Annotated in this window: 20 protein-coding genes and 1 pseudogene; 14 read left to right on the top strand and 7 right to left on the bottom strand. The window is 73.2% G+C overall.

All coding sequences use genetic code 11. The annotated features are described in order from the left end of the window. Window positions 1–41: 41 nt before the first annotated feature. Both panD and ACZ7DE_RS09185 read left to right on the top strand, forming a co-directional pair. A complete protein-coding gene (gene panD, locus ACZ7DE_RS09180; RefSeq protein WP_470759106.1) occupies window positions 42–461 on the top strand; it encodes an aspartate 1-decarboxylase in 420 nt (139 codons plus the stop codon). A gap of 63 nt (window positions 462–524) precedes the next feature. Continuing rightward, window positions 525–872, top strand: coding sequence for a GNAT family N-acetyltransferase (locus tag ACZ7DE_RS09185; RefSeq protein ID WP_470759107.1), 348 nt, complete (start codon window positions 525–527; stop codon window positions 870–872). 598 nt (window positions 873–1,470) lie between these two features. Here the strand turns inward: ACZ7DE_RS09185 and gndA are convergent. Beyond that, entirely contained in the window at window positions 1,471–2,910 is a 1,440-nt protein-coding gene (gene gndA, locus ACZ7DE_RS09190; RefSeq protein ID WP_470759108.1) for an NADP-dependent phosphogluconate dehydrogenase, read from the bottom strand. Between the two features lie 220 nt (window positions 2,911–3,130). Here gndA and ACZ7DE_RS09195 point away from each other — a divergent pair, with 220 nt between their 5' ends. Next, window positions 3,131–4,354: a transglycosylase family protein gene (locus tag ACZ7DE_RS09195; protein ID WP_470759109.1), complete on the top strand. Its 1,224-nt coding sequence runs from the start codon at window positions 3,131–3,133 to the stop codon at window positions 4,352–4,354. On the opposite strand, the gene ACZ7DE_RS09200 is transcribed toward ACZ7DE_RS09195, so the two are convergent. Next, the gene (locus ACZ7DE_RS09200) at window positions 4,344–5,681 is read right to left on the bottom strand and encodes a DMT family transporter (RefSeq protein WP_470759110.1); all 1,338 of its coding nucleotides are present in this window, start codon (window positions 5,679–5,681) and stop codon (window positions 4,344–4,346) included. The genes ACZ7DE_RS09195 and ACZ7DE_RS09200 overlap by 11 nt on opposite strands. A 209-nt stretch (window positions 5,682–5,890) precedes the next feature. On the opposite strand from ACZ7DE_RS09200, the gene ACZ7DE_RS09205 reads away from it, so the two are divergent. The 5 genes from ACZ7DE_RS09205 (at window position 5,891) to ACZ7DE_RS09225 (ending at window position 12,231) form a co-directional block, all read left to right on the top strand. Next, window positions 5,891–6,685, top strand: a complete 795-nt coding sequence (locus ACZ7DE_RS09205) for a (2Fe-2S)-binding protein (protein ID WP_470759111.1) — start codon at window positions 5,891–5,893, stop codon at window positions 6,683–6,685. 38 nt (window positions 6,686–6,723) lie between these two features. Next, window positions 6,724–7,884: a glycogen synthase gene (gene glgA / locus ACZ7DE_RS09210; RefSeq protein WP_470759112.1), complete on the top strand. Its 1,161-nt coding sequence runs from the start codon at window positions 6,724–6,726 to the stop codon at window positions 7,882–7,884. A gap of 53 nt (window positions 7,885–7,937) precedes the next feature. Next, the gene (glgC, locus tag ACZ7DE_RS09215) at window positions 7,938–9,158 is read left to right on the top strand and encodes a glucose-1-phosphate adenylyltransferase (RefSeq protein WP_470759113.1); all 1,221 of its coding nucleotides are present in this window, start codon (window positions 7,938–7,940) and stop codon (window positions 9,156–9,158) included. A 102-nt stretch (window positions 9,159–9,260) separates the two neighbouring features. Next, on the top strand, window positions 9,261–10,619 hold the full coding sequence (locus ACZ7DE_RS09220) for a wax ester/triacylglycerol synthase family O-acyltransferase (protein ID WP_470759114.1): 1,359 nt from the start codon (window positions 9,261–9,263) through the stop codon (window positions 10,617–10,619). 103 nt (window positions 10,620–10,722) lie between these two features. After that, window positions 10,723–12,231 (top strand): SDR family NAD(P)-dependent oxidoreductase, encoded by a 1,509-nt coding sequence (locus ACZ7DE_RS09225; RefSeq protein WP_470759115.1) that lies wholly within the window; start codon window positions 10,723–10,725, stop codon window positions 12,229–12,231. Between the two features lie 69 nt (window positions 12,232–12,300). Here ACZ7DE_RS09225 and ACZ7DE_RS09230 read toward each other — a convergent pair whose 3' ends face one another. Together ACZ7DE_RS09230 and ACZ7DE_RS09235 are read right to left on the bottom strand one after the other, a co-directional pair. Further along, a complete protein-coding gene (locus tag ACZ7DE_RS09230; RefSeq protein ID WP_470759116.1) occupies window positions 12,301–13,068 on the bottom strand; it encodes an SDR family oxidoreductase in 768 nt (255 codons plus the stop codon). A gap of 25 nt (window positions 13,069–13,093) precedes the next feature. Beyond that, window positions 13,094–13,543, bottom strand: a complete 450-nt coding sequence (locus ACZ7DE_RS09235) for a hypothetical protein (protein ID WP_470760063.1) — start codon at window positions 13,541–13,543, stop codon at window positions 13,094–13,096. 478 nt (window positions 13,544–14,021) lie between these two features. Here ACZ7DE_RS09235 and ACZ7DE_RS09240 point away from each other — a divergent pair, with 478 nt between their 5' ends. Then, window positions 14,022–14,195 (top strand): hypothetical protein, encoded by a 174-nt coding sequence (locus tag ACZ7DE_RS09240; protein ID WP_184826938.1) that lies wholly within the window; start codon window positions 14,022–14,024, stop codon window positions 14,193–14,195. Between the two features lie 396 nt (window positions 14,196–14,591). Here the strand turns inward: ACZ7DE_RS09240 and ACZ7DE_RS09245 are convergent. Together ACZ7DE_RS09245 and ACZ7DE_RS09250 are read right to left on the bottom strand one after the other, a co-directional pair. Further along, a pseudogene (locus tag ACZ7DE_RS09245) lies at window positions 14,592–15,932 on the bottom strand (amidase); the annotation flags it as partial. Between the two features lie 171 nt (window positions 15,933–16,103). After that, complete coding sequence (locus ACZ7DE_RS09250) at window positions 16,104–16,820, bottom strand: FadR/GntR family transcriptional regulator (RefSeq protein WP_470759117.1); 717 nt, start codon at window positions 16,818–16,820, stop codon at window positions 16,104–16,106. Window positions 16,821–17,053: 233 nt separating this feature from the next. Here ACZ7DE_RS09250 and ACZ7DE_RS09255 point away from each other — a divergent pair, with 233 nt between their 5' ends. Genes ACZ7DE_RS09255 through ACZ7DE_RS09270 form a run of 4 tightly spaced genes read left to right on the top strand, consistent with a single transcriptional unit; the run spans window position 17,054 to window position 19,297 of the window. Beyond that, on the top strand, window positions 17,054–17,200 hold the full coding sequence (locus tag ACZ7DE_RS09255) for a hypothetical protein (protein ID WP_470759118.1): 147 nt from the start codon (window positions 17,054–17,056) through the stop codon (window positions 17,198–17,200). Next, on the top strand, window positions 17,197–18,165 hold the full coding sequence (locus ACZ7DE_RS09260; RefSeq protein ID WP_470759119.1) for an aldo/keto reductase: 969 nt from the start codon (window positions 17,197–17,199) through the stop codon (window positions 18,163–18,165). The genes ACZ7DE_RS09255 and ACZ7DE_RS09260 overlap by 4 nt, the downstream gene beginning before the upstream one ends. Continuing rightward, window positions 18,162–18,476 carry an L-rhamnose mutarotase gene (locus ACZ7DE_RS09265; RefSeq protein ID WP_470759120.1) on the top strand — a complete coding sequence of 105 codons (315 nt, stop codon included), beginning with the start codon at window positions 18,162–18,164 and terminating at the stop codon, window positions 18,474–18,476. The genes ACZ7DE_RS09260 and ACZ7DE_RS09265 overlap by 4 nt, the downstream gene beginning before the upstream one ends. After that, on the top strand, window positions 18,473–19,297 hold the full coding sequence (locus tag ACZ7DE_RS09270; RefSeq protein WP_470759121.1) for an amidohydrolase family protein: 825 nt from the start codon (window positions 18,473–18,475) through the stop codon (window positions 19,295–19,297). The genes ACZ7DE_RS09265 and ACZ7DE_RS09270 overlap by 4 nt, the downstream gene beginning before the upstream one ends. Here the strand turns inward: ACZ7DE_RS09270 and ACZ7DE_RS09275 are convergent. Next, on the bottom strand, window positions 19,285–20,706 hold the full coding sequence (locus tag ACZ7DE_RS09275) for a lipase maturation factor family protein (protein WP_470759122.1): 1,422 nt from the start codon (window positions 20,704–20,706) through the stop codon (window positions 19,285–19,287). The two genes, ACZ7DE_RS09270 and ACZ7DE_RS09275, sit on opposite strands and share 13 nt — an antisense overlap. Window positions 20,707–20,846: 140 nt before the next feature. Between ACZ7DE_RS09275 and ACZ7DE_RS09280 the strand changes: the two genes are divergently transcribed. Continuing rightward, window positions 20,847–21,275, top strand: a complete 429-nt coding sequence (locus ACZ7DE_RS09280; protein WP_470759123.1) for a hypothetical protein — start codon at window positions 20,847–20,849, stop codon at window positions 21,273–21,275. Window positions 21,276–21,313: the final 38 nt, after the last annotated feature.

A 21,313-nucleotide genomic window follows, 5' to 3' on the forward strand; every position in this document is an offset into this window, starting at 1 on the left:
CTGCACCAAGCAGGCAGGGAGCCGTCTTCCAGGAGTTGAAAATGCTGCGCACCATGTTCAAGTCCAAGATCCACCGTGCCACCGTCACCCAGGCCGACCTGCACTACGTGGGATCGGTGACCATCGACGCCGATCTGTTGGACGCCGCCGACCTGCTGCCCGGCGAGCTCGTGCACATCGTCGACATCGACAACGGTGCTCGGCTGGAGACCTATGTCATCGAGGGCGAGCGCGGCTCGGGTGTCATCGGCATCAACGGAGCCGCCGCCCATCTCGTGCACCCCGGTGATCTGGTGATCATCATCAGTTACGCTCAGGTGACCGACGCGGAGGCGCGGGCTCTGCGGCCGCGGGTCGTGCACGTGGACCGCGACAACCGGATCGTGGCTCTGGGAGCCGATCCTTCGGCGCCGGTACCGGGTTCCGACCAGGAGCGCAGCCCGCACGCGGTGTCGGTCTGACCGAAGCAGAACAGCAGACCAGCAGACCCAGCCGACCCCGCACCCATCGCACCGGGAGTGCCCATGAGCGACATCGAGATCCGCGACGACCGGGCGGCGGGCCGCCTCGAGGCCATCGGGGACGGCGGCGACGTCGTGGGCCGCATCGAGTACTTCGTCCTGGAGTCGCCCGCCCCCGCGCTGGTCCCGGTGCACACCGTCGTCGAGCCGGCTCACGAGGGCAAGGGCATCGCGGGGTCGCTGGCGCGCGAGCTGTACGCCGTGTCCGAGCGCGAGGGCCTGCCCGTCGCGCCGCTGTGCCCGTACGTCGTGAAGTGGGCCGAGCGCCACCCCGACGAGGCCCCGGCGGCGGACCCCGCCCTGCTGAGCGCCGCCAAGGACTGGCTGCGCGCCCACCCCGGCCGGTTCTGAACCGAACCGGCACCCCTACACCCCGACACCCCGGCGCCGCCGGGGACGTCGGGCGGGCGAGCCCACTCGGGTGAGTGTCCGACGCGGGCCCGGGTACGCGGGGGAGTAGTCCAGAGCCACGCTTCACCACTGGCCGGAGGACCTGATGACCGACCCGTACCCCGCCCCCGTCCCGCCCGCACCGACCCCAGGCCCCGACCCGGGCCCCCCGGAGCCGTTCCCCAGCCCGATCCCGGTCCCGGAGCCGCCGCCCGGCCCCGATCCGACGCCGCCCCCGCGCCCGGGACCCCCGCCCGGCCCCGACCCGACGCCGCCCCCGCGCCCGGGCCCGCCGCCGGATCCCTCTCCGTCCCCGATTCCGCCGGGCCCGGAGCCGGTTCCCAGTCCGGAACCGGGACCGCCCCTGAGCTGAGACGGACGGAAGCGGGCGGCGAAACCCGACCCCGCCGGCCGCCGGCCGCCCGCCTCGGCCGTACGCGCCACCCGCCGCGCGCCACCGACCGCACCGCCGGCCGCACCTGTTTTCTGGGCGCGGCCGGCGGACTTTGTCAGCTCCGTCCCGTCAGCGGGTCTTCACGTCCGTTCCGTCAGCGGGTGTTCATGCCTCGACCTCCGAGCGGTCCCCGCCCCACAGGGTGTGGTACGCCCCCTCGCGGTCCACTCGCCGGTAGGTGTGAGCGCCGAAGAAGTCCCGCTGTCCCTGGGTGAGCGCCGCCGGCAGGCGCTCCGCGCGCAGGGCGTCGTAGTAGGCGAGCGCGGCGGCGAACCCGGGCGTCGGCACGCCCTGGAGCGTCGCGGACACCAGCACCTCGCGCCACGGATCCTGCGCGGCCGCGATCTCCGAGGCGAACGTCTCGTCCGACAGCAGGCTCGGCAGGTCCGCCCGGGCGTCGTACGCGGCGCGGATGCGGTCGAGGAACGCGGCGCGGATGATGCAGCCGCCGCGCCAGATCGCGGAGACGGCGCCGAGGTCGATGTCCCAGCCGTACTCCTCGCTGCCCGCGGCGATCTCGTGGAAGCCCTGGGTGTACGACACGATCTTCGACGCGTACAGCGCCTGCTCCACCCGGTCGGCGAACGCCTGCGCCTCCGCCTCGCCCAGCGCGGACGCCTTCGGTCCCGCCAGGCCGCGCGACGCCTCGCGCAGCGCCGCGTGCCCCGACAGCGATCGTGCGAAGACGGCCTCCGCGATGCCCGACACCGGCACGCCCAGGTCCAGCGCGATCTGGACGGTCCAGCGTCCGGTGCCCTTCTGCTCGGCCTGGTCGACCACGACGTCCACGAAGGGCCGGCCGGTCGCCGCGTCCACGTGGGACAGGACCTCTGCGGTGATCTCGATCAGATAGGAGTCGAGGCGGCCGGTGTTCCAGGTGCGAAAGATGTCGGCGATCTCCGCGGGCTCGTAGCCGGCGACGTCGCGCAGCAGCTGGTAGGCCTCGCCGATCAGCTGCATGTCGGCGTACTCGATGCCGTTGTGGACCATCTTCACGAAGTGGCCGGCGCCGTCCGGGCCGACATGGGTGACGCAGGGCGAGCCGTCCGCCGCCTTCGCGGAGATCTTCTCCAGCATCGGGCCCAGCGACTCGTACGACTCCGGTGAGCCGCCCGGCATGATGCTCGGTCCGTGCAGGGCGCCCTCCTCGCCGCCGGAGATGCCCGTGCCGACGAAATGGAGGCCCTGCTCGCGCAGTTCCCGCTCACGGCGGCGGGTGTCGGCGAAGTGCGCGTTGCCGCCGTCGATGATCATGTCGCCGGGTTCGAGCAGCGGGGCGAACTCCCGGATCACCGCGTCGGTGGGCTCGCCGGCCTTCACCATGATGACCAGTCGGCGGGGGCGTTCCAGTGCCGCCACGAACTCCTTGGCGGTCTCGGCCGCGACGAACTCGCCCTCGTGACCGAACTCCTCGACCAGAGCGTGCGTACGTGCCGCTGTCCGGTTGTGCAGCGCGACCGTGTAGCCGTTGCGTGCGAAGTTGCGGGCGAGATTGCGTCCCATGACCGCGAGACCCGTGACGCCGATCTGGGCTGAAGTGCTCATACGGTTGGCTCCTTGAGAGGTGTGCCCGTCAGTATCGTCCTGGGGACGTCCTGGGGACGTCCTGATCGTCCTGGGGACATCCTGACGGGTTTCGTCCCCGGTTACCCGATGGGTCCCCCTGTGCTCCCGATGCAGTCGGAGCGGCCGGTTGTCGCCTTGTCATGGCCTGTTCGCGGCCTTTATTTTTGCCGCTCCTGACGCAATGTCGAGGGGGACCCCCATGGCCGTACGCGGTCGGCACCGCCGGTATCAGCCGAACAGGATCAACCGAGCCTCGCTCACCGTCACGGCGGGCGGCGCCGGCATGGCGATACCGCTCATCGGCACCGGAGCCGCCCAGGCGGCCGACGTGGACACCTGGGACAAGGTCGCCGCGTGCGAGTCGACCAACGACTGGAACATCAACAGCGGCAACGGCTACTACGGCGGCCTGCAGTTCACCCAGTCCACCTGGGAGGCGTACGGCGGCACGCGGTACGCGCCCCGCGCGGATCTGGCCACCAAGGACCAGCAGATCGCCGTGGCCGAGAAGGTGCTGGACGGGCAGGGCCCCGGCGCCTGGCCGGTGTGCTCGGCGCGGGCCGGACTGAGCCGGGGCGGCGACGCCCCCGACGTCCACCCGAACGGCACGTCGACGAAGTCCGCCCCGTCGTCCGCGAAGGCGTCCCCCCAGACCTCGAGGACGAAGACGTCCCTCGACGACGTGCGGGCGCACAGCACCCCCCAGTCCCGTGCGGGCACCGCGCAGATGTACACGGTCGTCCGCGGCGACACCCTCTCGGGCATCGCCGACACCCAGGAGGTCGACGGCGGCTGGCAGCGGCTCTACGCCGCCAACCGGACGACCATCGGCGCCGACCCCGACCTCATCCTGCCCGGTCAGCGGCTCAGCCTGAGCGAGCGGGCGAGCGCGCCGAGCAGGACGCCGGGCGCCACCAAGCCCCGGCCGGAGAAGCCGAAGGCCTCCCCGGGCGCCAAGAAGACCAAGCCCGCCAAGAGCAACGGGACCCGGGACACCGACGACAAGGCGAGGACCGGCCATTCCCTCGTGGCGCCTGTCGGCGCCGCCACCGGAACGCCGTACCACGCGACCGGTTCCTCCTGGTCGAAGGGCTACCACACCGGCGTCGACTTCCCCGTGCCCACCGGCACGTCCGTGAAGGCGGTCACGGCGGGCGAGGTGGTGAGCGCGGGCTGGGGCGGCTCCTTCGGCTACCAGGTGGTCATCCGGCACGCCGACGGCCGCTACACGCAGTACGCCCATCTGTCGGCGATCTCGGTACGGGACGGGCAGTCGGTGAGCGGCGGCCAGCGCATCGGCCGTTCCGGCTCCACGGGCAACAGCACGGGCCCGCATCTGCACTTCGAGGTGCGGACGGGGCCCGGCTTCGGTTCGGACGTCGACCCGGTGGCCTATCTGAGGGCCGGGGGCGTCAGGATTTGACCCGCACCCGATGCCGGTCGACGACCGGCATCGGGATGTACAGACCTCCGTAGACCGGGGTGTAGAACGACGGGGACGCGTCCGGGTCGGACGAGTCCTCCTCGTAGGGGTCACCCCCCGCGCCGGCCGGGGTCGACGCCGGCACGAGCCGTTCGTCGCCGACCTCCGCCGGCAGGTCCGCGAGCCGCACGCTCTCCAGCCGCAGGCGATCCAGCCGTGCTTCGTCCAGCCGTGCGTCGTCCAGTCGCACCTCGTCCAGGCGTACGCCCTCGACACGCCCATCCTCGAGGTGCGCGGCCGTGAGTCGTACGTCCTCCAGCAGTGGCGCGAGCGACTGCTGCGGGATCACGATCGCGCCGCTCCCGCCCGCCGTCCGGCCGGACACCACGCCGGAGGCCTCGGCCGCTGCGGGGGCCGCAGCGGCGGCCGGTGCCGCTTCCCTCCGCGGGCGCGCCGTGCGCGGATCGGTCGTCCGCGCGTCGGTCGACTGCGGGGCCGTCGTCTGGAGGCGCTCCGTCGTGAGCAGGATCAGGCCGCCCGCCGCCACCACACCGCAGCTCAGGGCGAGCACGGTGCCCGTGGTGCCGTGGCGGAAGGTCTCGCCGAACATCGTGATGCCGACGGCGGCCGCCACCACGGGGTTGACCACGGTCAGCGTCGCCAGCGGGGCCGCGAGGCCCGCACCCCGGTAGGAGGCCTGCGACAGCATCATGCCCGCCGTGGCCAGCACGCCGATCACGGCCAGGGAGGGAACGTCGGCCGTGGAGACGCCGCCGGTCCAGTCGACGGCGACCGTCTTGGTGAACACCGAGGACATGCCGAACGCTATGCCGGACGCCGTCGCCAGGAGCATGCTGCGCACCGCCGGGTGCCGGTGCGCGGCCCGGGCGGCGATCATCAGGGTCACGACCGCGCCGGCGGTGACCACGGCCACGGTCACCCGCTGGGCCGTGCTCAGCGACTGCGCGTCCGCCGCGCCGACCAGGGACAGCAGACCGGCCAGACCGACCGTCGCCATGATCGCGCCCCGCCAGGCCGTCGCTCCTGCCCTGCGGCCGACGAACAGCGCGGCCATGGGCAGGGCGAACACGATGGTCAGCGCGCCCAGCGGCTGGACCAGGCTGAGCGGACCGTAGGCCAGCGCCACCACGTGGAGAAGTCCACCGGTACCGTTCAGCGCGACCGCCGCCCACCAGCCCGGCCGGCGCAGCGGAGCGTACTCCTCGCCGGGCGAGGACATCGCGACCTGCTCCTGCACGATCGCCCCGGCCGCGTAAGCGACGGCGGAGACGAGCGACAGGACCACAGAGAACGCGAGGGCGCTCATGAGCTGCTCCTCTGCGCGAGGCGGGGGCCCGGGGCCCGGCGCGGCGAACGGTCGTCATCCATGACCAACACGATGCCCTGTCGGTGTGTTCCCGTCGTCGTCCCTGAGCACGCAATGAGTCCTACTACCGATGGAGTACGAGGGGCCCTCCGTCCTCCCTCAGGCGGGTGACGTACCAGGGATCCCCCTGATCACCGTCCCTGGCTCCCTTGGTATTACTGGCCTTCGTGGACCTCGACCCCGATCTCGCCGCGCTGCGCCCGCTCGGCGGCTTCTTCGCCCTGCACTGCCCTGGAGGCGGCTCGCGAGGGCCGGCCCGGCGGTTGCCGACCCTCGCACGGGTCTACGAGGAGATCCCCCACGAGGAGGTTCCCGGGGCCGCCGCGTCCGACGGGTACGGGGATCCGCTGGGCTTCCGGGTCCGGAAGGTGGTCCGGGCCCTGCGCGCCCCCGAGGAGCGCATCGGCGCGTCCGTGGCGTACCAGGGGCTCACCGCCCGGCTGTGGTCGGTCGCGCTGGGCTGCGCCGTCCTGTACGGGGCCGTCCCGGACCTCGCTCCGGGGCTGCTGCGCTGGGACCCGGACGCGACCGCCCCGGACGACCTGTGGCTGACGGGGGTGCGCCCGCGGCCCGGGGACGCGGCGACCGTGGCCGAGGCGGTCGTCGACGGTCACCTCGAACCCCTGTCGGCTGCCCTGCGGGCCCGTCACCCGGTCGCGGCGGGCCTGTTGCGGGGCAACGCCGGATCCGCCCTGGCCGCGACCGCACGGCTGCTGGAGCAGTGGGCCCGTGCGCACGGCCGCCCCGACGCCGCCGCACGCACGCGTGCCCTCACCGCGGAGCTGTTCGCCCACCCGTTCCTCGCGGACACCGGCACCCTGACCGGCACCGCCTTCCGCCGTCGCAGCTGCTGTCTGTACTACCGGGCGCCCGGCGGAGGGCTGTGCGGCGACTGTTGCTTCACACGAGCCCCGCGCTCTTCCCCACGCGCCCCGTCTGGGTGACCATGAAAGGGAGCCGGTCGCTGAGATAGGGGTTACGGGTGCGAGTGGGATTGCTGACCCGGGAGTTTCCCCCGGACGTGTACGGCGGCGCCGGTGTCCATGTCGAGTTCCTCGCCCGCGAGTTGCGGCAGCTGATCGACCTCGACGTGCACTGCTGGGGCGAGGGCCGCACGGACGGCGTCCTGCGCCACCGTCCCTGGTCCGCGCTGGACGGGGCCAACGACGCGCTGCGCACCTTCTCCGTGGACCTCGCCATGGCGGCCGCCCTCGAGGGCCGCGAGCTGGTCCACTCCCACACCTGGTACGCCAATCTGGCCGGGCATCTCGCCCAGCAGCTGTACGGCGTTCCACACGTGGTGACCGCCCACTCGCTGGAGCCCCTGCGGCCGTGGAAGGCCGAACAGCTCGGCGGCGGCTACGCCCTGTCGAGCTGGGCCGAGCGGAGCGCGGTGGAGGCCGCCGACGCGGTGATCGCCGTCTCCGGCGCGATGCGCGAGGACATCCTCGCCTGCTATCCGGCACTCGCCCCGGACCGGGTGCACGTCGTGCACAACGGCATCGACACCGCGCTCTACCGTCCCGACCACGGCACCGACGCCCTCGCGCGGATCGGCCTCGACCCGGACCGCCCGTTCGTCCTGTTCGTGGGCCGGATCACACGACAGAAGGGCGTGCCCCATCTGCTGCGCGCCGTGCGGGACATCGACCCGGCAGCCCAGGTCGTGCTGTGCGCGGGCGCGCCCGACACCCCCGAGATCGACCAGGAGTTCCGCGACCTCTTCGCCGAGCTGAGCCGGGCCCGGGACGGCGTGCACTGGATCCCCCGGATGCTGCCCCGCCCCGAGGTGATCCAGCTGCTCACGCACGCGGCCGTGTTCGTGTGTCCCTCGGTGTACGAACCCCTCGGCATCGTCAACCTGGAGGCGATGGCCTGCGGCACTCCCGTCGTGGCCTCCCGGGTCGGCGGGATCCCGGAGGTCGTCGAGGACGGCGTGACCGGCAGGCTCGTCGCCCCGGGCGACGGGGACGAGGCCTTCGAGGCGGGCCTCGGCCGTGCGCTGGACGAGGTCCTCGGCGACCCGGCGGCGGCGCGGCGCATGGGCGAGGCCGGACGGGCCCGGGCAGTGGGGGAGTTCGGCTGGGACGCGGTGGCCCGGCGTACGGTCCGGCTGTATGAGGAGATCCTCAAACAGGCGTAGGGAGCCCCGCGCCGGGGCAGCCATGGGTATCTACCACGGTGAGGGGAGCGGTCATGCGTCGTGGAGGGCCATCGGTGCTCGGGATCGTGCTGGCGGGCGGTGAGGGCAAACGTCTGATGCCCCTGACCGCGGACCGTGCCAAACCGGCGGTCACCTTCGGCGGCACGTACCGGCTCGTCGACTTCGTGCTGTCCAACCTTGTCAACGCCGACATCCTGCGGATCTGCGTGCTGACGCAGTACAAGTCGCACTCGCTGGACCGGCACATCACCACCACCTGGCGGATGTCGAGCCTGCTCGGCAACTACGTCACCCCGGTCCCGGCCCAGCAGCGGCTCGGCCCGCGCTGGTACCTCGGCAGCGCCGACGCCATCCTGCAGTCGCTGAACCTCATCTACGACGAGCGGCCCGAGTACGTGGCCGTGTTCGGCGCCGACCACGTCTACCGCATGGACCCGCGGCAGATGCTCACCCAGCACATCGAGAGCGGCGCGGGCGTGACGGTGGCGGGGATCCGGGTGCCGCGCACCGAGTCCTCCGCCTTCGGGGTGATCACTCCCGGCTCCGACGGTCTGACGATCGAGCGGTTCCTGGAGAAGCCCACCGACCCGCCGGGTCTGGCGGACGACCCGGAGTCGGTGTTCGCGTCGATGGGCAACTACATCTTCACGACCAAGGCGCTCATCGAGGCCCTCCAGCGGGACTCCGAGGACGAGTCGTCCGTGCACGACATGGGCGGTTCGATCCTTCCCCAGCTCACCGAGCGGGGCGAGGCCCAGCTCTACGACTTCAGTCAGAACCACGTCCCCGGCGAGACCACCCGCGACCAGGGCTACTGGCGCGACGTCGGCACGCTCGACGCGTACTACGACGCCCATATGGACCTGATCGCCGAACGCCCGGCCTTCAACCTGTACAACCGCAGCTGGCCGATCTACACCCATTCGGGCCAGCTCTCCCCGGCCCGTTTCAACGCCGGCGGCATCGCCAGCGAGTCCATCATCAGCGCGGGCTGCCTGATCCGCGGGCAGGTCTCGCGCTCGGTGCTCTCGCCGGGCGTCCTGGTCGACCCGGGAGCGGTCGTGCAGGGCTCGATCCTGCACGACAACGTGCACATCGGGCGGGGTGCGGTCGTGCGCGGGGCGGTCCTGGACAAGAACGTCGAGGTGCCGCCGGGTGCGACCATCGGCGTGAATCCGGAGCGGGACGCGGAGCTCTACACCGTCTCGAGGGGCGGCGTGATCGCCCTGGGCAAGGGCCAGCGGGTGACGTGAACTTAATGCACTGTTAACTGTGTGTAGTGTGATCGTACTTGACCGTAATCGCTCAGGCGCGGTTGACTGCTGCCTCACTCTCCGTCGACACGAGGCAAGTACGTGACTGCTGATGACCTGCTGGCACCCCTCGACCTGGCGTTCTGGAACCTCGAATCGGCCGAGAACCCCATGCACCTGGGCGCGCTCGGCGTCTTCTCGGCGTGCTCGCCCACCGCCGGCGAGCACGCCGCCGACCTGCTCGCCGCCCGCGCGGCCGCCGTCCCCGGACTGCGGATGCGGATCCGCGACGTGTGGCGGCCCTTCGATCCCACGCAACCCTTCGACCTGCGTCGCTCGCTGGCCTTCGGCGGCGCGACCCGGGAGGCGGACCCCGACTTCGACCCCCTGCACCACGTCACGCTGCACCCGCCCGCCCCCGACTTCCAGTCCGCGGCCGGCCGCCTCATGGAACGGCCCCTGGAGCGCGGCCGCCCGCCGTGGGAGGCCCATGTGCTGCCGGGCCACGACGGCGTGTCCTTCGCCGTGCTCTTCAAGTTCCACCACGCCCTGGCCGACGGCCTGCGCGCCCTGGCGCTGGCCGCCGCCGTCCTCGACCCCATGGACCTGCCCGCACCCCGGCCCCGCCCCGCCGAGCCGCCGCGCAGGCTCCTGCCCGACATGCGCAGCCTGCCCGACCTGGTGCGCGGCGCCGTCTCCGACGTGGGCCGGGCCCTGGACATCGGCGCGTCCGTGGCCGTGCACACCCTGGGCATGCGCCCCACCCCCGCCCTCACCGCCCAGCCCTCCGGCAGGCGCCGCACGGCCGGTGTGGTCGTCGACCTCGACGACGTGCACCGGATCCGCAAGGTCGCCGGCGGCACCGTCAACGACGTGCTGATCGCGGTGGTCGCGGGCGCCCTGCGCCGTTGGCTCGACGAACGCGGCGACGGCAGCGAGGGCGTCGTGCCACGCGCGCTCATCCCGGTGTCCAAGCGCCGGCCGCGCACCGCCCACCCTCAGGGCAACCGGCTCTCCGGGTACCTGACACGGCTCCCGGTCGACGACCCCGACCCGCTGAGCCGCCTGGCCACGGTCCGTGAGGCCATGGACCGCAACAAGGACGCCGGCCCCGGCCGCGGCGCGGGCGCGGTCGCGCTGCTCGCGGACCACGTCCCGGCCCTCGGCCACCGTCTCGGCGGCCCCCTGGTCGGTCAGGCCGCCCGGCTCTGGTTCGACATCCTCGTCACCAGCGTCCCCCTGCCCGGCTTCGGCCTCAAGCTCGGCGGCAACCCGGTCACCGAGGTCTTCCCGTACGCCCCGCTGGCCCGCGGCCAGGCCCTGGCGGTGGCCGTCTCGACGTACCGCGGCCAGGTCCACTACGGACTGGTCGCCGACGCCGAGGCGGTCCCCGACCTGGACCGGTTCGCGTCCGCGCTGACCGCCGAGGTGGAGACGCTCATCACGGCCTGCGGCTCTTGACGGGAACGGGTTTGGAGGAGGGGCCCGGCGCTCCGTAAAATTCCCCGTTCGAAGGCGGGCGCGGTCGGAGCGCCGCACAGGTGAGCAGGGAAGCGGCAGCGCGATGACGGTGACAGAGGACGGCTCGGCGGCGATCGCCGACGAGGTCGTGGACGAGGTCGTGTACGGGCCCGGCATCGACCCGGAGCGGCTCGCGGTGTGCCTCGCCGTGCTCGACGAGCTCGACCAGCTGGACGTCGACCACCCGGACGCGATCGCCGTGCGCCGGGCCACCGCCGGCGTCTACCGCACCGTGAAGCAGCGCCGTCGGCAGGAGCGCCGGGCCGCCAAGACCGCCCACGACAAGGCGGTCACCGAGGCGACCGCCACCGGCTCGGCCCAGCGCATCGACGACGAGACCGAGGGCATCCTCCCGTCGTCCGTCACGCAGGAGGGCCGGATCGCGGGGATACTCCAGCGCCCACGCTCCTGCTACACCTGCAAGACCAGGTACGTCGAGGTCGACTACTTCTACCACCAGCTCTGTCCGGCCTGCGCCGAGCTGAACCGCTCCCGCCGCGACGCCCGCGCCGACCTCACCGGCAAGCGCGCGCTGCTCACCGGCGGCCGCGCCAAGATCGGCATGTACATCGCGCTGCGGCTGCTGCGCGACGGCGCGCACACGACCATCACCACGCGCTTCCCCAAGGACGCCATCCGCCGCTTCAAGGCCATGGACGACTCCGCCGACTGGATGCACCGCCTGGAGGTCGTCGGCATCGACCTGCGCGACCCGGCGCAGGCCGTGGCCCTCGCCGACCGGGTCGCCGAGGCAGGCCCGCTCGACATCCTCGTCAACAACGCGACGCAGACCGTCCGCCGCCTGCCCTCCGCCTACGCGGCCCTGGTCGACGGCGAGAGCGCCCCGCTGCCCGCCGGCGAGCTCCCCGCCCACCACGTCATCGGCGCCTTCGGCTCCGGCGCCGTCGACGGCCTGGCGGCGTTGCCGGCCGGCATCAGCAACCTGGACGCCCAGCAGGTCGCCGACCTCGCCCTGGTCGCGGGCAACGCCAGCGTCGCCCGGCACCTCGACGGCACCGCCATCGACGCAGGCGGCCTGGTCCCCGACGTCGTCGACACCAACACCTGGGTGCAGACCATCGAGCAGATCTCCCCGGTGGAGCTTCTCGAGACCCAGCTGTGCAACTACACGGCGCCGTTCATCCTGATCAGCAAGCTCCGCCCGGCCATGGCCGAGGCCGCCGGGAAGGCGGCGAGCGGGCGCGCGTACATCGTGAACGTCTCGGCGATGGAGGGCGTCTTCGGCCGCGGGTACAAGGGCGCGGGCCACCCGAACACCAACGCCGCCAAGGCCGCGATGAACATGGTGACGCGGACCAGCGCCCAGGAGATGTTCCAGACCGACGGCATCCTGATGACCTCGGTCGACACCGGGTGGATCACCGACGAGCGACCGCACTTCGACAAGCTGCGGCTCGCCGAGGAGGGCTTCCACGCGCCGCTCGACCTCGTGGACGGTGCGGCCCGGGTCTACGACCCGGTCGTGCGGGGCGAGGCGGGCGAGGACGTGTACGGGGTCTTCCTGAAGGACTACGCGCCGGGCAAGTGGTAGCCGGCACGGGCCGGGTGCGGCCGGTCGTGCCCCCACGGCGCGGCCGCACACCGGCGCGGCCGCTGCCCGTCAGGTCGCGGTGCGCGCCCTTCTCACCCGCGTGCCGCCGTCCACCAGCAGGTCCGCGCCCGTGACCCACTCCGCCGCGTCCGACGCCAGCCACAGCACCGCCCTCGCCACGTCCTCCGGCTCCCCGATGCGGGCCAGCGGCAGGCCGGCCGCCGTCGCCTCCTCGCCCGGCTCCCAGACGAACCGTGCCATCTCGGTGCGGACGAGGCCGGGGGAGACCGAGTTGACCCGCACTCCCGGGCCCAGCTCGCCCGCCAGCTGCTCGGTGAGGTGAAGCAGCGCCGCCTTGCTGGTGCCGTAGGCGCCGACGCCCGGGCCGACGTGGCCCGCGCCCTCCGTGCAGATGTTGACCACCGTTCCGCCGTACTCGCGCATCCAGCCGTGCCACGCGCACTGCACCAGCCGCAGCGGCGCCTCGACGTTGACGGTGAACGCCTTCCGCCAGGCCTCCGGGTCGGCGTCCATCAGGGGGCCGTACGGCTGGTTCGTCGCCGCGTTGTTGACCAGGACGTCCAGACGGCCGAACGCGCGCAGACACAGCGCGGTGAGTGCCTCGGGATGACCGGCGTCCGCGACGCTTCCGGCGAGACCGACCCCGCCCAGCTCGGCGGCGGCGCGCCGCACCTCGTCCGGGTTCCGTGCGCTCACGCACACCCGTGCCCCGGCGTCGGCGAGCGCGCGGGCCACGGCCCGGCCGATGCCCCGGGTGGCCCCGGTGACCACGGCGGCCCTACCGCGCAGACCGTTCCGGCCGTACGACGACGTCATCGGCGTACGGTCTCACGACTCATCCTCAATCGACAGCCCTCAGAGGGGAGTTGCGGGCCGCGACCAGTTCCAGCACGGTGCGCCAGTCCTCCAGGACACCCGCGTCGAAAGCGGCCGTCAGGCCGTCCTCGTCGGCCTGGCGCAGGGTGAGAAAGTCGTCGTCCGCGGAGGCGCCGCGCCAGGGGTGCAGACGCACCAGGCGGGCGACCCGGGGGCCGAGCAGCGGCCGTACCGCGTCGGCGGCGAGCGCCGCCCGGCCGCCGGGGTCGGCGGGCCGCAGCAGGTGTCCGACGGGGCGGACCAGCCCGGTGAGCTGGAGCTCCTTGTCCGCGGGGCGACTTCGGCGCAGCAGCGCGGCCGTCCGCAGCGCGTGGTCGTGGAGGTCGACGGCGGGAGCCGGGCCGTGCGAGGCGTCCCGCACGCCCCGGCACGCGTAGAGCAGGTCCATCAGCTCCTCGACGCTGCGCAGCTCCATGCCTCGGTCCTCCCGCGAGACGGCTGTTCGGTACATCAGCAGATCATGGCCTGCTTGCGGCCGGGCGAACGGGACCTGAACGTCGCGGCGGCCGAGCGGCGGGTCGGGCGGCGGGTCGGCGTGGGCGTGTCCCGCTGTACGCCGGACGAGTGAACCCAACAGGTGCATCCGTGTGGAAAAGGGTTCAATTCACCTGCGGGGATACCGGGGTGACTCGCCATGGTTACCCCAAATTTTCAGCCCTATCGAGCGGCACCCCGCTCATTTGGTTACTCTGTAGCGGACGGACAGCAGGACGGAGTGCCACCCACACCCATCGTCCGTCTGGGACACGCCGGTTCACAACGGCCAGCTCTCCTGGGAGTCACCGGCGCAACCGTGTCGCCAACGACTCCAGCCCGACCCGAGGGAGCGTCGAGCGCCGGACCGAAGAATGGCCGGCACGCCCCGAGGGTGACCGACACATAAGGAGTGCGCGGTGACACCGGAGAAGACGAATCGCGAGCAACGCCCCAAGGAACGCCCGGAACGGGCCGGCCGCCGGCCCGGCGAGCTCGGCAGCCTCGACGTGTGGGCCCGTTCCGCCCCGATCCGGCTGGCGGGCTACGAGGACGACCTCGCCGAGCCCCACATCCTGCCCAGCGTGGACTGACCCCGCCCGCGGGATCCCTCGCGATCGCCGACCGCATGGGCGTGCGCAACCGCAGGCCACGCCCATGCAGACCCTCCGGCCCCCGGCCCCCCAGGCTACGGCTCCCGGCCCTCCTAGCTACGGCTCACGGCCCTCCGGCCCCCGCCGACGGCTTCCGGCCTCCGATCCTCCGGCCCCCGCCGACGGCTTCCGGCCCTGAGGCTTCCGGCCCTCCGGGCAACGGTCTTCTCCCCCTGAGCCGGCGGCTTCCGGCCCTTCGGGCAACGGCCTCCCGCCCGACGGCCAACCGCCTGCGGCCCGGCGGCCCGGCGGCCCAGCGGCTCTCGGCCCTCCGCCCGCAGGATCCCCGGCTCCTGCCCCCGGCCCCCGGCCCCCGACCCCTGGTTCTCGCACCCAGTCCAGTGGGGCGGTTCGTCGCCAGGGGTGCAGGTTTTCCAACTGTTCTGCCAGTCGCAGCAGTTCGCCCTCGGTTCCCGGTCGTCCCACCAGCTGTACGGCGGTGGGGGCGCCGGACGGCAGTGTCCCGAAGGGGACCGCCATCGCCGGCCAGCCCGTCAGGTTCCACGGCGGTGTCAGCGGCGAGTAGTTCGTGTTCACCAGGACATTGCGCAGCCAGCCCCGCTCGTGCCACGGTGCCGACCTCGGCGACCGTCGTGCCAGCGCCGGGGTGAGCAGCACGTCGTACCGTGCGAAGAACGGCTCGAGGCGCCGGCGCAGGTCGTCCCGCGCCGAGCCGTCGCGCACCCCCTTCAGGAAGCGTCGCCCGACGGCCGCGTGCACCCGGGTGCGGCGGGTCAGCATTCGCGCGTCCAGGCTCCCGGCGTCCACCGCCGTGCCCGCCGTCCAGTGGGCGAGCGACGTGACGCCCAGCGACAGCGGATAGGGCGGCTCGGCCCGCTCCACGTGGTGTCCCGCCCGCACCAGCACCCCGGCCGCCTCCCGGGCCGCGTCGGCGTACGGCCGGCTCACCGCGACCCCGGCCAGCGGACTGCGCACGGAGACGGCGACCTTGAGCGCGCCGGGCTCCACGGCCCCCGTGACCTCGGTGTCCGCCAGGACCGACAGCATCAGCCGCGCGTCGCCGACCGTCGTCGCGAGCGGCCCGTTCTCCGACATCCCGAACCAGTCGCCCTCCCCGATCCCGGCCGGCACCACTCCGCGGCCCGGCTTGACGGTGACCAGTCCGCAGTTGGCCGCCGGGATGCGCAGCGAGCCCATGCCGTCGTTGCCGAGCGCGACGGGCGTCATCCCGGCGGCGACCGCGGCCGCGCTCCCGCCGGAGGAGCCGCCCGCCGTGCGGGAGGTGTCCCACGGGTTGCGGGCGGTGCCGTGGACGCCCTCCGTGGTGCCGAAGACGCACAGCTCCGGCACGTTGGTCAGCCCCACGACGACCGCGCCGGCCGCCCGCAGCCGGGCCACGGTGACATGGTCGGCGCCGGCCGGCTCCTCCGGCGTCGCGGCCGAGCCCACCCGGGTCGACTCGCCCCGCACCCCGAGGTTGTCCTTGACCGCCACGGGCACCCCGGCCAGCGGCAGTTCGGCCAGATCGGCCCGCGCGCCGACCTCGTCGGCCTCGGCGAGGGCGGCCGCGGCCCGCACCACCCGGAACGCCCCGATCCGTCCGTCCAGTCGCTCGATCCGCGCGAGGTGCTCGGCCACCACCTCGCGAGGCGTGACCTCCTTCGCGCGTACGGCGGCGGCGATCTCTGTGGCGGTCCGGCCGACCCAGCTGGTCACGGCAGCTCCTCAACGTTTCACTACTCGCGAGTACGTAGGAGAACTCTGCCCCGCCGGGAGCTCCGCGTCGACCGTGCGGACGTCTTGCGGGCCGGCGGACGGCCGGGGCGCCGACGAGGTGCAGGCTCCGGCGGCCGGACGACGCCGTCCCCGTCCGGCGACGGCCGTGGTTCAGGGGCTCCTCTGAGCCCTGAGCCATTCCTCCACCTCGCCCACGTGGGCGGCCGCCGCCGCACGCGCCGCCTCCGGGTCGCGGGCCAGCAGGGCGCGGTGGATCGCGGCGTGTTCGCGGCGGGTGCGGGCGAAGGCGCCCTCCTCCCGGCGGCCGCGCCGCACGCGGGCCCGGAAGGTGCGTGAGGAGAGGCCCTCCAGGATCGCCGCCATGGTCTCGTTGCCGGCGGCCTCCGCGACCACGCGGTGGAAGGCCAGGTCGTGCGCGAGGATCTCCTCCGGGTCGTCCGTGGCGTTCATCGCCGCCAGGTGCCCTTCCACGAGGGCCAGTTGGTCCGGGGTGATACGGGCCGCGGCCAGAGCTGCGGCCGTCGACTCCAGGATCCGGCGGACCTCCAGCAGCTCCGCCAGCCGCGGCCCGCGCGACAGGTCGGCGACCACGCCGAACGTCTCCAGGAGGTCCCCGGCCTGGAGCTGCGTGACGTAGACGCCGGAACCGTGCCTGGCTTCCAGCACGCCCAGGGCCGTGAGCGCCCGGATCGCCTCGCGCATCGAACTGCGGGAGATGCCCAGCCGGGCCGCGAGGTCGCGCTCGGTCGGCAGCCGCTGGCCCGGCTCGAGCTCTCCCTCGCCGATCATCGCCTTGATCCGCTCGATGGCGCGCTGCGCCACGGTGCCCTTCGGGGCGGCCGTCCCGCTGAGCGGGGTGTCTTCCACGAGGCCTCTCCTGTCGCCGGTGCGCGGTCCGAAACCGCCGCAGTGGTCGGACCAATTGAGCCGTGAATCCGTCGAAAACGGTATCCGGGGGTGTTGAGAGAGGGAAGTGGTCTGATAAATATGCGGCAGCAACCGCTGTGGCGGCCCGGTGAGACCGGCCGATCGTGCGATGTGTCCGTCCCGGCGGCGACTTCCGGGCCGTCCGACCGCAAGAGCCGGAAGGAGAAGACGACGTGAGCGACTTCGAAGGGCCGACGGCCCCGGCGACGGGGGACGCCGTCGGCCGCCCGGCGAGCCCGCCGTCCGGCGCCGCCGTCCGCGTCGCGCTCGCCGTCGGCGGCGGGGCGCGGGGCCCGCGGCTCGGGCCGGCGCAGCGGTGAACCGCCTCGGACGCAGCGCCGTCCTCGTCAGCCCCCTCGGCCTCGGCGGCGCCGCCATCGGGAACCTCTACACGGAGGTCGGCGAGGAGCAGGCGCACGCGACGGTCGCCGCCGCCTGGCAGCAGGGGATCCGCTACTTCGACACCGCGCCGCACTACGGCCTCGGCCTGTCCGAGCGCCGGCTCGGCGCGGCCCTGCGCGAGCACCCCCGCTCGCACTACACGGTCTCCACCAAGGTGGGCCGCCGGCTGCAACCCTGCGACGAGGGCGGCGACGACCTCGCCAACGGCTTCGCCGTGCCCGCCACGCACCGCCGGGTGTGGGACTTCAGCGCCGACGGCGTTCGCCGCACCCTGGAGGCGAGCCTGGAGCGCCTCGGCCTGGACCGGGTGGACGTCGTCTACCTCCACGACCCCGACGACCACGCCGAACAGGCCTTCCGAGAGGGCTACCCGGCGCTGGAGAGACTGCGCCGCGAAGGCGTCGTCGGCGCGATCGGCGCCGGCATGAACCAGGCGGAGATGCTCACCCGCTTCGTCCGGGACACCGACGTCGACGTGGTGCTGTGCGCCGGCCGGTACACGCTGCTCGACCAGCGGGCCCGGGCCGAGCTGCTGCCCGCCGCCGTCGAGCGGGGCGTGTCGGTGGTGATCGGGGGCGCCTTCAACTCCGGCCTGCTCGCCGATCCCACGCCCGGCGCGACCTACGACTACACGCGCGCGCCCGCCGGGCTGCTGGAGCGGGCGCTGCGCATGAAGGAGATCGCCGACCGGCACGGCATCAGCCTGCGGGCCGCCGCCCTGGCCTTCTGCTCCGCCCACCCGGCCGTCGCGAGCGTGCTGGTCGGCACGCGCTCGGCGGACGAGGTGCGCGACTGCGCCGCACAGTTCGCCACCCCGGTGCCCGCCGCCTTCTGGCAGGAGTTGCGGGACACCGGCCTGTCCGTTCACGAGGAGCCGTCATGAGGGTCGCCCTGCACACCAAGGTCCGCGCGGACCGCATCGCCGAGTACGAGGCCGCCCACCGCGAGGTGCCGGTCGAGCTCACCGACGCCATCCGGGCCGCCGGCGCCACGTCCTGGACGATCTGGCGCAGCGGCACGGACCTGTTCCACGTCCTGGAGTGCGCGGACTACGCACGGCTCCTCGCCGAGCTGGAGAAGCTGCCGGTCAACGTGGTCTGGCAGGCCCGGATGGCCGAGCTGCTGGACGTGGCGCACGACTACTCCGACGAGGGCGCCGGCGCCGGCCTGCCCGTGGTCTGGGAGCTGCCGTGACCGTCGACGCGCACCAGCACGTCTGGGACCTGTCGGTCCGGGACCAGGACTGGATCGCCGAAGGAAGTCCGCTGCGACGGGACTTCACCGTCGCCGACCTCGTTCCCGAGGCCCGCGCGGCCGGAGTCGACCGCACGGTCCTGGTCCAGACGGTCACCGTCGCCGAGGAGACGCCCGAGTTCCTCGCCCTGGCGGCCGGGAACGAGCTGATCGCGGGCGTCGTCGGCTGGACGGACCTCACCCGCGCCGACGTCGCCGACGAACTGGCCCGGCTCCGGGAGCTCCCGGGCGGCCGGTTCCTCAAGGGCGTCCGGCACCAGGTGCAGGGCGAGTCCGACCCGCGGTGGCTGCTGCGGGAGGACGTACGGCGCGGGCTCGCCGCCGTCGCCGACGCCGGTCTCGTCTACGACCTGGTGGTGCTGCCCCACCAGCTCCCGGCCTGCGCCGCTGCGGCCGCGGCCCTGCCCGAACTCACCTTCGTCCTGGACCACCTGGGCAAGCCGCCCATCGCCTCCGGCGCGCTGGAGCCCTGGGCCGCCGACGTCCGGGCCCTCGCCGCCCTGCCGAACACGGTGTGCAAGCTCTCCGGCATGGTCACCGAGGCGGACCCCGACGCGTGGCGGGTCGACGACCTGCGGCCGTACACGGAGACCGTGCTGCAGGCCTTCGGAGCGGACCGGCTGATGTACGGCTCGGACTGGCCGGTATGCACCCCCACCGCCTCCTACAAGGACGTCCTGGACATCGCACGGCAGTTGACCGACCCGAGCGACCACGACCAGATCTTCGAGACCACGGCCGTGCGCGTCTACGGCCTGTGAGCCGTCCCCGCCAGGCGGGTCGGCGGCAGGTACTCGCGCACATACGTCCGCTGCCAGCACGCGCCCGTCTCCCGCAGCTCCCGCCAGGTCGTGTACCGGTAGCGGAAGAGGCGGGCGCGGACGTGACGCGGGGGCCGGTCGGGCGGGAACGGCGAGCGGCGCAGCAGCTTCAGCGTGTCGCGGTCGTTCTCCAGCAGCCGTTCCACCAGCGCGGCGAACCACGTCCCGGCGTAGGCGGGGGAGAGCGCGGCGAACCACATCATCCAGTCCAGGCGCAGATGGTAGGGGGCGAACTGGCGCGGCCAGTGCCGGGGGTCGCCCGGCTTGCCCCGGAACTCGTACTCCCGCCAGTCGGAGTCCTCGTGCGGGACGTCGTCGAGCGTGCCCTCGACGACCACCTCGTAGCGGATCCGGCTGACGCTGCCGAACGCGCCGTAGGTGTTGACCAGGTGCAGCGGATCGAAGGAGCGGTTCATCACCTGGCGGCGGGACAGCATGTTGACCACCGGGTGGTAGCTGAGGAACAGCAGCAGGGCGGCCACGGCGAGGACCACGATCTCGAACCACATCGGTGTGGCGGGGGTCGGGTGGTCGCCGGAGGGCAGGGCCAGCGCGGGCACCGCCAGGACGACGGTGATCCAGTTCAGCCACGAGAAGTTGCCCGACAGCACCAGCCACAACTGGGTCAGGATCATCAGGGAGGCGGCCGCCGTCGCGACCGGCTGCGGGGTGAACAGCAGGAACGGCACGACGAGTTGGGTGAAGTGGTTCGCGGCGGCCTCGGCGCGGTGCAGCGGCTTCGGCAGATGGTGGAACCACCAGCTCAGCGGGCCGGGCATCGGCTGGGTCTCGTGGTGGTGGTAGAGGCACGTCAGCTTCCGCCAGCACTCGTCGCCCCGCATCTTGATCAGACCCGCGCCGAACTCGACCCGGAACAGGATCCAGCGCAGCAGGAACAGCACGACGATCGGCGGGGCCACCTCGTCGTTGCCGAGGAACACGGCGAGGAAGCCGGTCTCCAGCAGCAGTGACTCCCAGCCGAACGAGTACCACGTCTGCCCGACGTTGACGATCGACAGGTACAGCGCCCACGGCGCCAGCCACAGCGCCATCGCCGCCCAGAGCGGCAGCAGGCCGTCCGCTCCCGCCAGCAGCGCCGCCGACACCGCGCAGCCCGTCCAGGCGCAGGCCGCGAACAGCCGGTCGGAGTAGCGCAGATGGAACAGGCTCGGCGCCCGCCGGAAGGGCACCCGCTCGACGAACCGGGGCACCGGCAGCATCCCGCGCTCACCGAGCAGAGCCCGGAACTGCAGGGCAGCCGTCAGGAACGCGACCAGATACACGCCGGCCAGGGCCCGCTGGAAGACCAGCCGGCTCAGCCAGTACTCGGGTGCGGTGAACCAGTCCACGGCCGTGCGCTCCTCTTCTCACTCCCGCCCCGTCACTGTGGGTGCTCGGGTCCTCCACTTGCGTGACCGCGGTGGGTGCAGCAGACAATAGTGGGCGAATCACCTCAGGGGGATGGACCGAGACGATGCGGGAGAACGTGGTGCGACTACCCACTGCCACTGCCCTCACCGCCTGCGCGCTCTCGGCGGCGCTCCTCGTCGCCGGCCGCGGCGGTGACGGCGGGAAGTACACGATGCCTGGCCCCGAAGCCGTCATCCCGGCCGCGGAGGGGCGCACCGTCTTCGCCGACCCCCTCACCGGCCTCCTGTCGGACGACGGCGCCGACGCCGACTCCGCCCCGGAAGCGGAGGCGGACCCCGGCTCCGGCGAAGACGCCGGTTCCGCGGAAGGGGACGGTTCCGACCTCGACCGCGGCGCCGACCCGGGCGCCGTCGGCCCCGAGACCGTCCCGGAGATCCCCGACGTGCCCGACGGCGGCGGGCTGATCCCCGACGGCCCCGACGAGTCCGACGGGCTCGACCCGTCCGACCCCGTCTTCGGCAGTCCCGTCGACGCCGTCATCGGCTGACCCGGCCGCAGGCCCACGCTCCCCGGTCGAAGAATCGG

It is taken from the genome of Streptomyces sp. NPDC037083, assembly GCF_055606485.1.

What these genes read in the sequence shown, in the direction of transcription:
- ACZ7DE_RS09265 (WP_470759120.1), top strand. Translation starts at nt 18,162, where the DNA reads ATGAGGGTCGCCCTGCACACCAAGGTCCGCGCGGACCGCATCGCCGAG.
- ACZ7DE_RS09230 (WP_470759116.1), bottom strand. Translation starts at nt 13,068, where the DNA reads ATGACGTCGTCGTACGGCCGGAACGGTCTGCGCGGTAGGGCCGCCGTG.
- panD (WP_470759106.1), top strand. Translation starts at nt 42, where the DNA reads ATGCTGCGCACCATGTTCAAGTCCAAGATCCACCGTGCCACCGTCACC.
- gndA (WP_470759108.1), bottom strand. Translation starts at nt 2,910, where the DNA reads ATGAGCACTTCAGCCCAGATCGGCGTCACGGGTCTCGCGGTCATGGGA.
- ACZ7DE_RS09225 (WP_470759115.1), top strand. Translation starts at nt 10,723, where the DNA reads ATGACGGTGACAGAGGACGGCTCGGCGGCGATCGCCGACGAGGTCGTG.
- ACZ7DE_RS09200 (WP_470759110.1), bottom strand. Translation starts at nt 5,681, where the DNA reads ATGAGCGCCCTCGCGTTCTCTGTGGTCCTGTCGCTCGTCTCCGCCGTC.
- ACZ7DE_RS09195 (WP_470759109.1), top strand. Translation starts at nt 3,131, where the DNA reads ATGGCCGTACGCGGTCGGCACCGCCGGTATCAGCCGAACAGGATCAAC.
- ACZ7DE_RS09235 (WP_470760063.1), bottom strand. Translation starts at nt 13,543, where the DNA reads ATGGAGCTGCGCAGCGTCGAGGAGCTGATGGACCTGCTCTACGCGTGC.
- glgC (WP_470759113.1), top strand. Translation starts at nt 7,938, where the DNA reads ATGCGTCGTGGAGGGCCATCGGTGCTCGGGATCGTGCTGGCGGGCGGT.
- ACZ7DE_RS09185 (WP_470759107.1), top strand. Translation starts at nt 525, where the DNA reads ATGAGCGACATCGAGATCCGCGACGACCGGGCGGCGGGCCGCCTCGAG.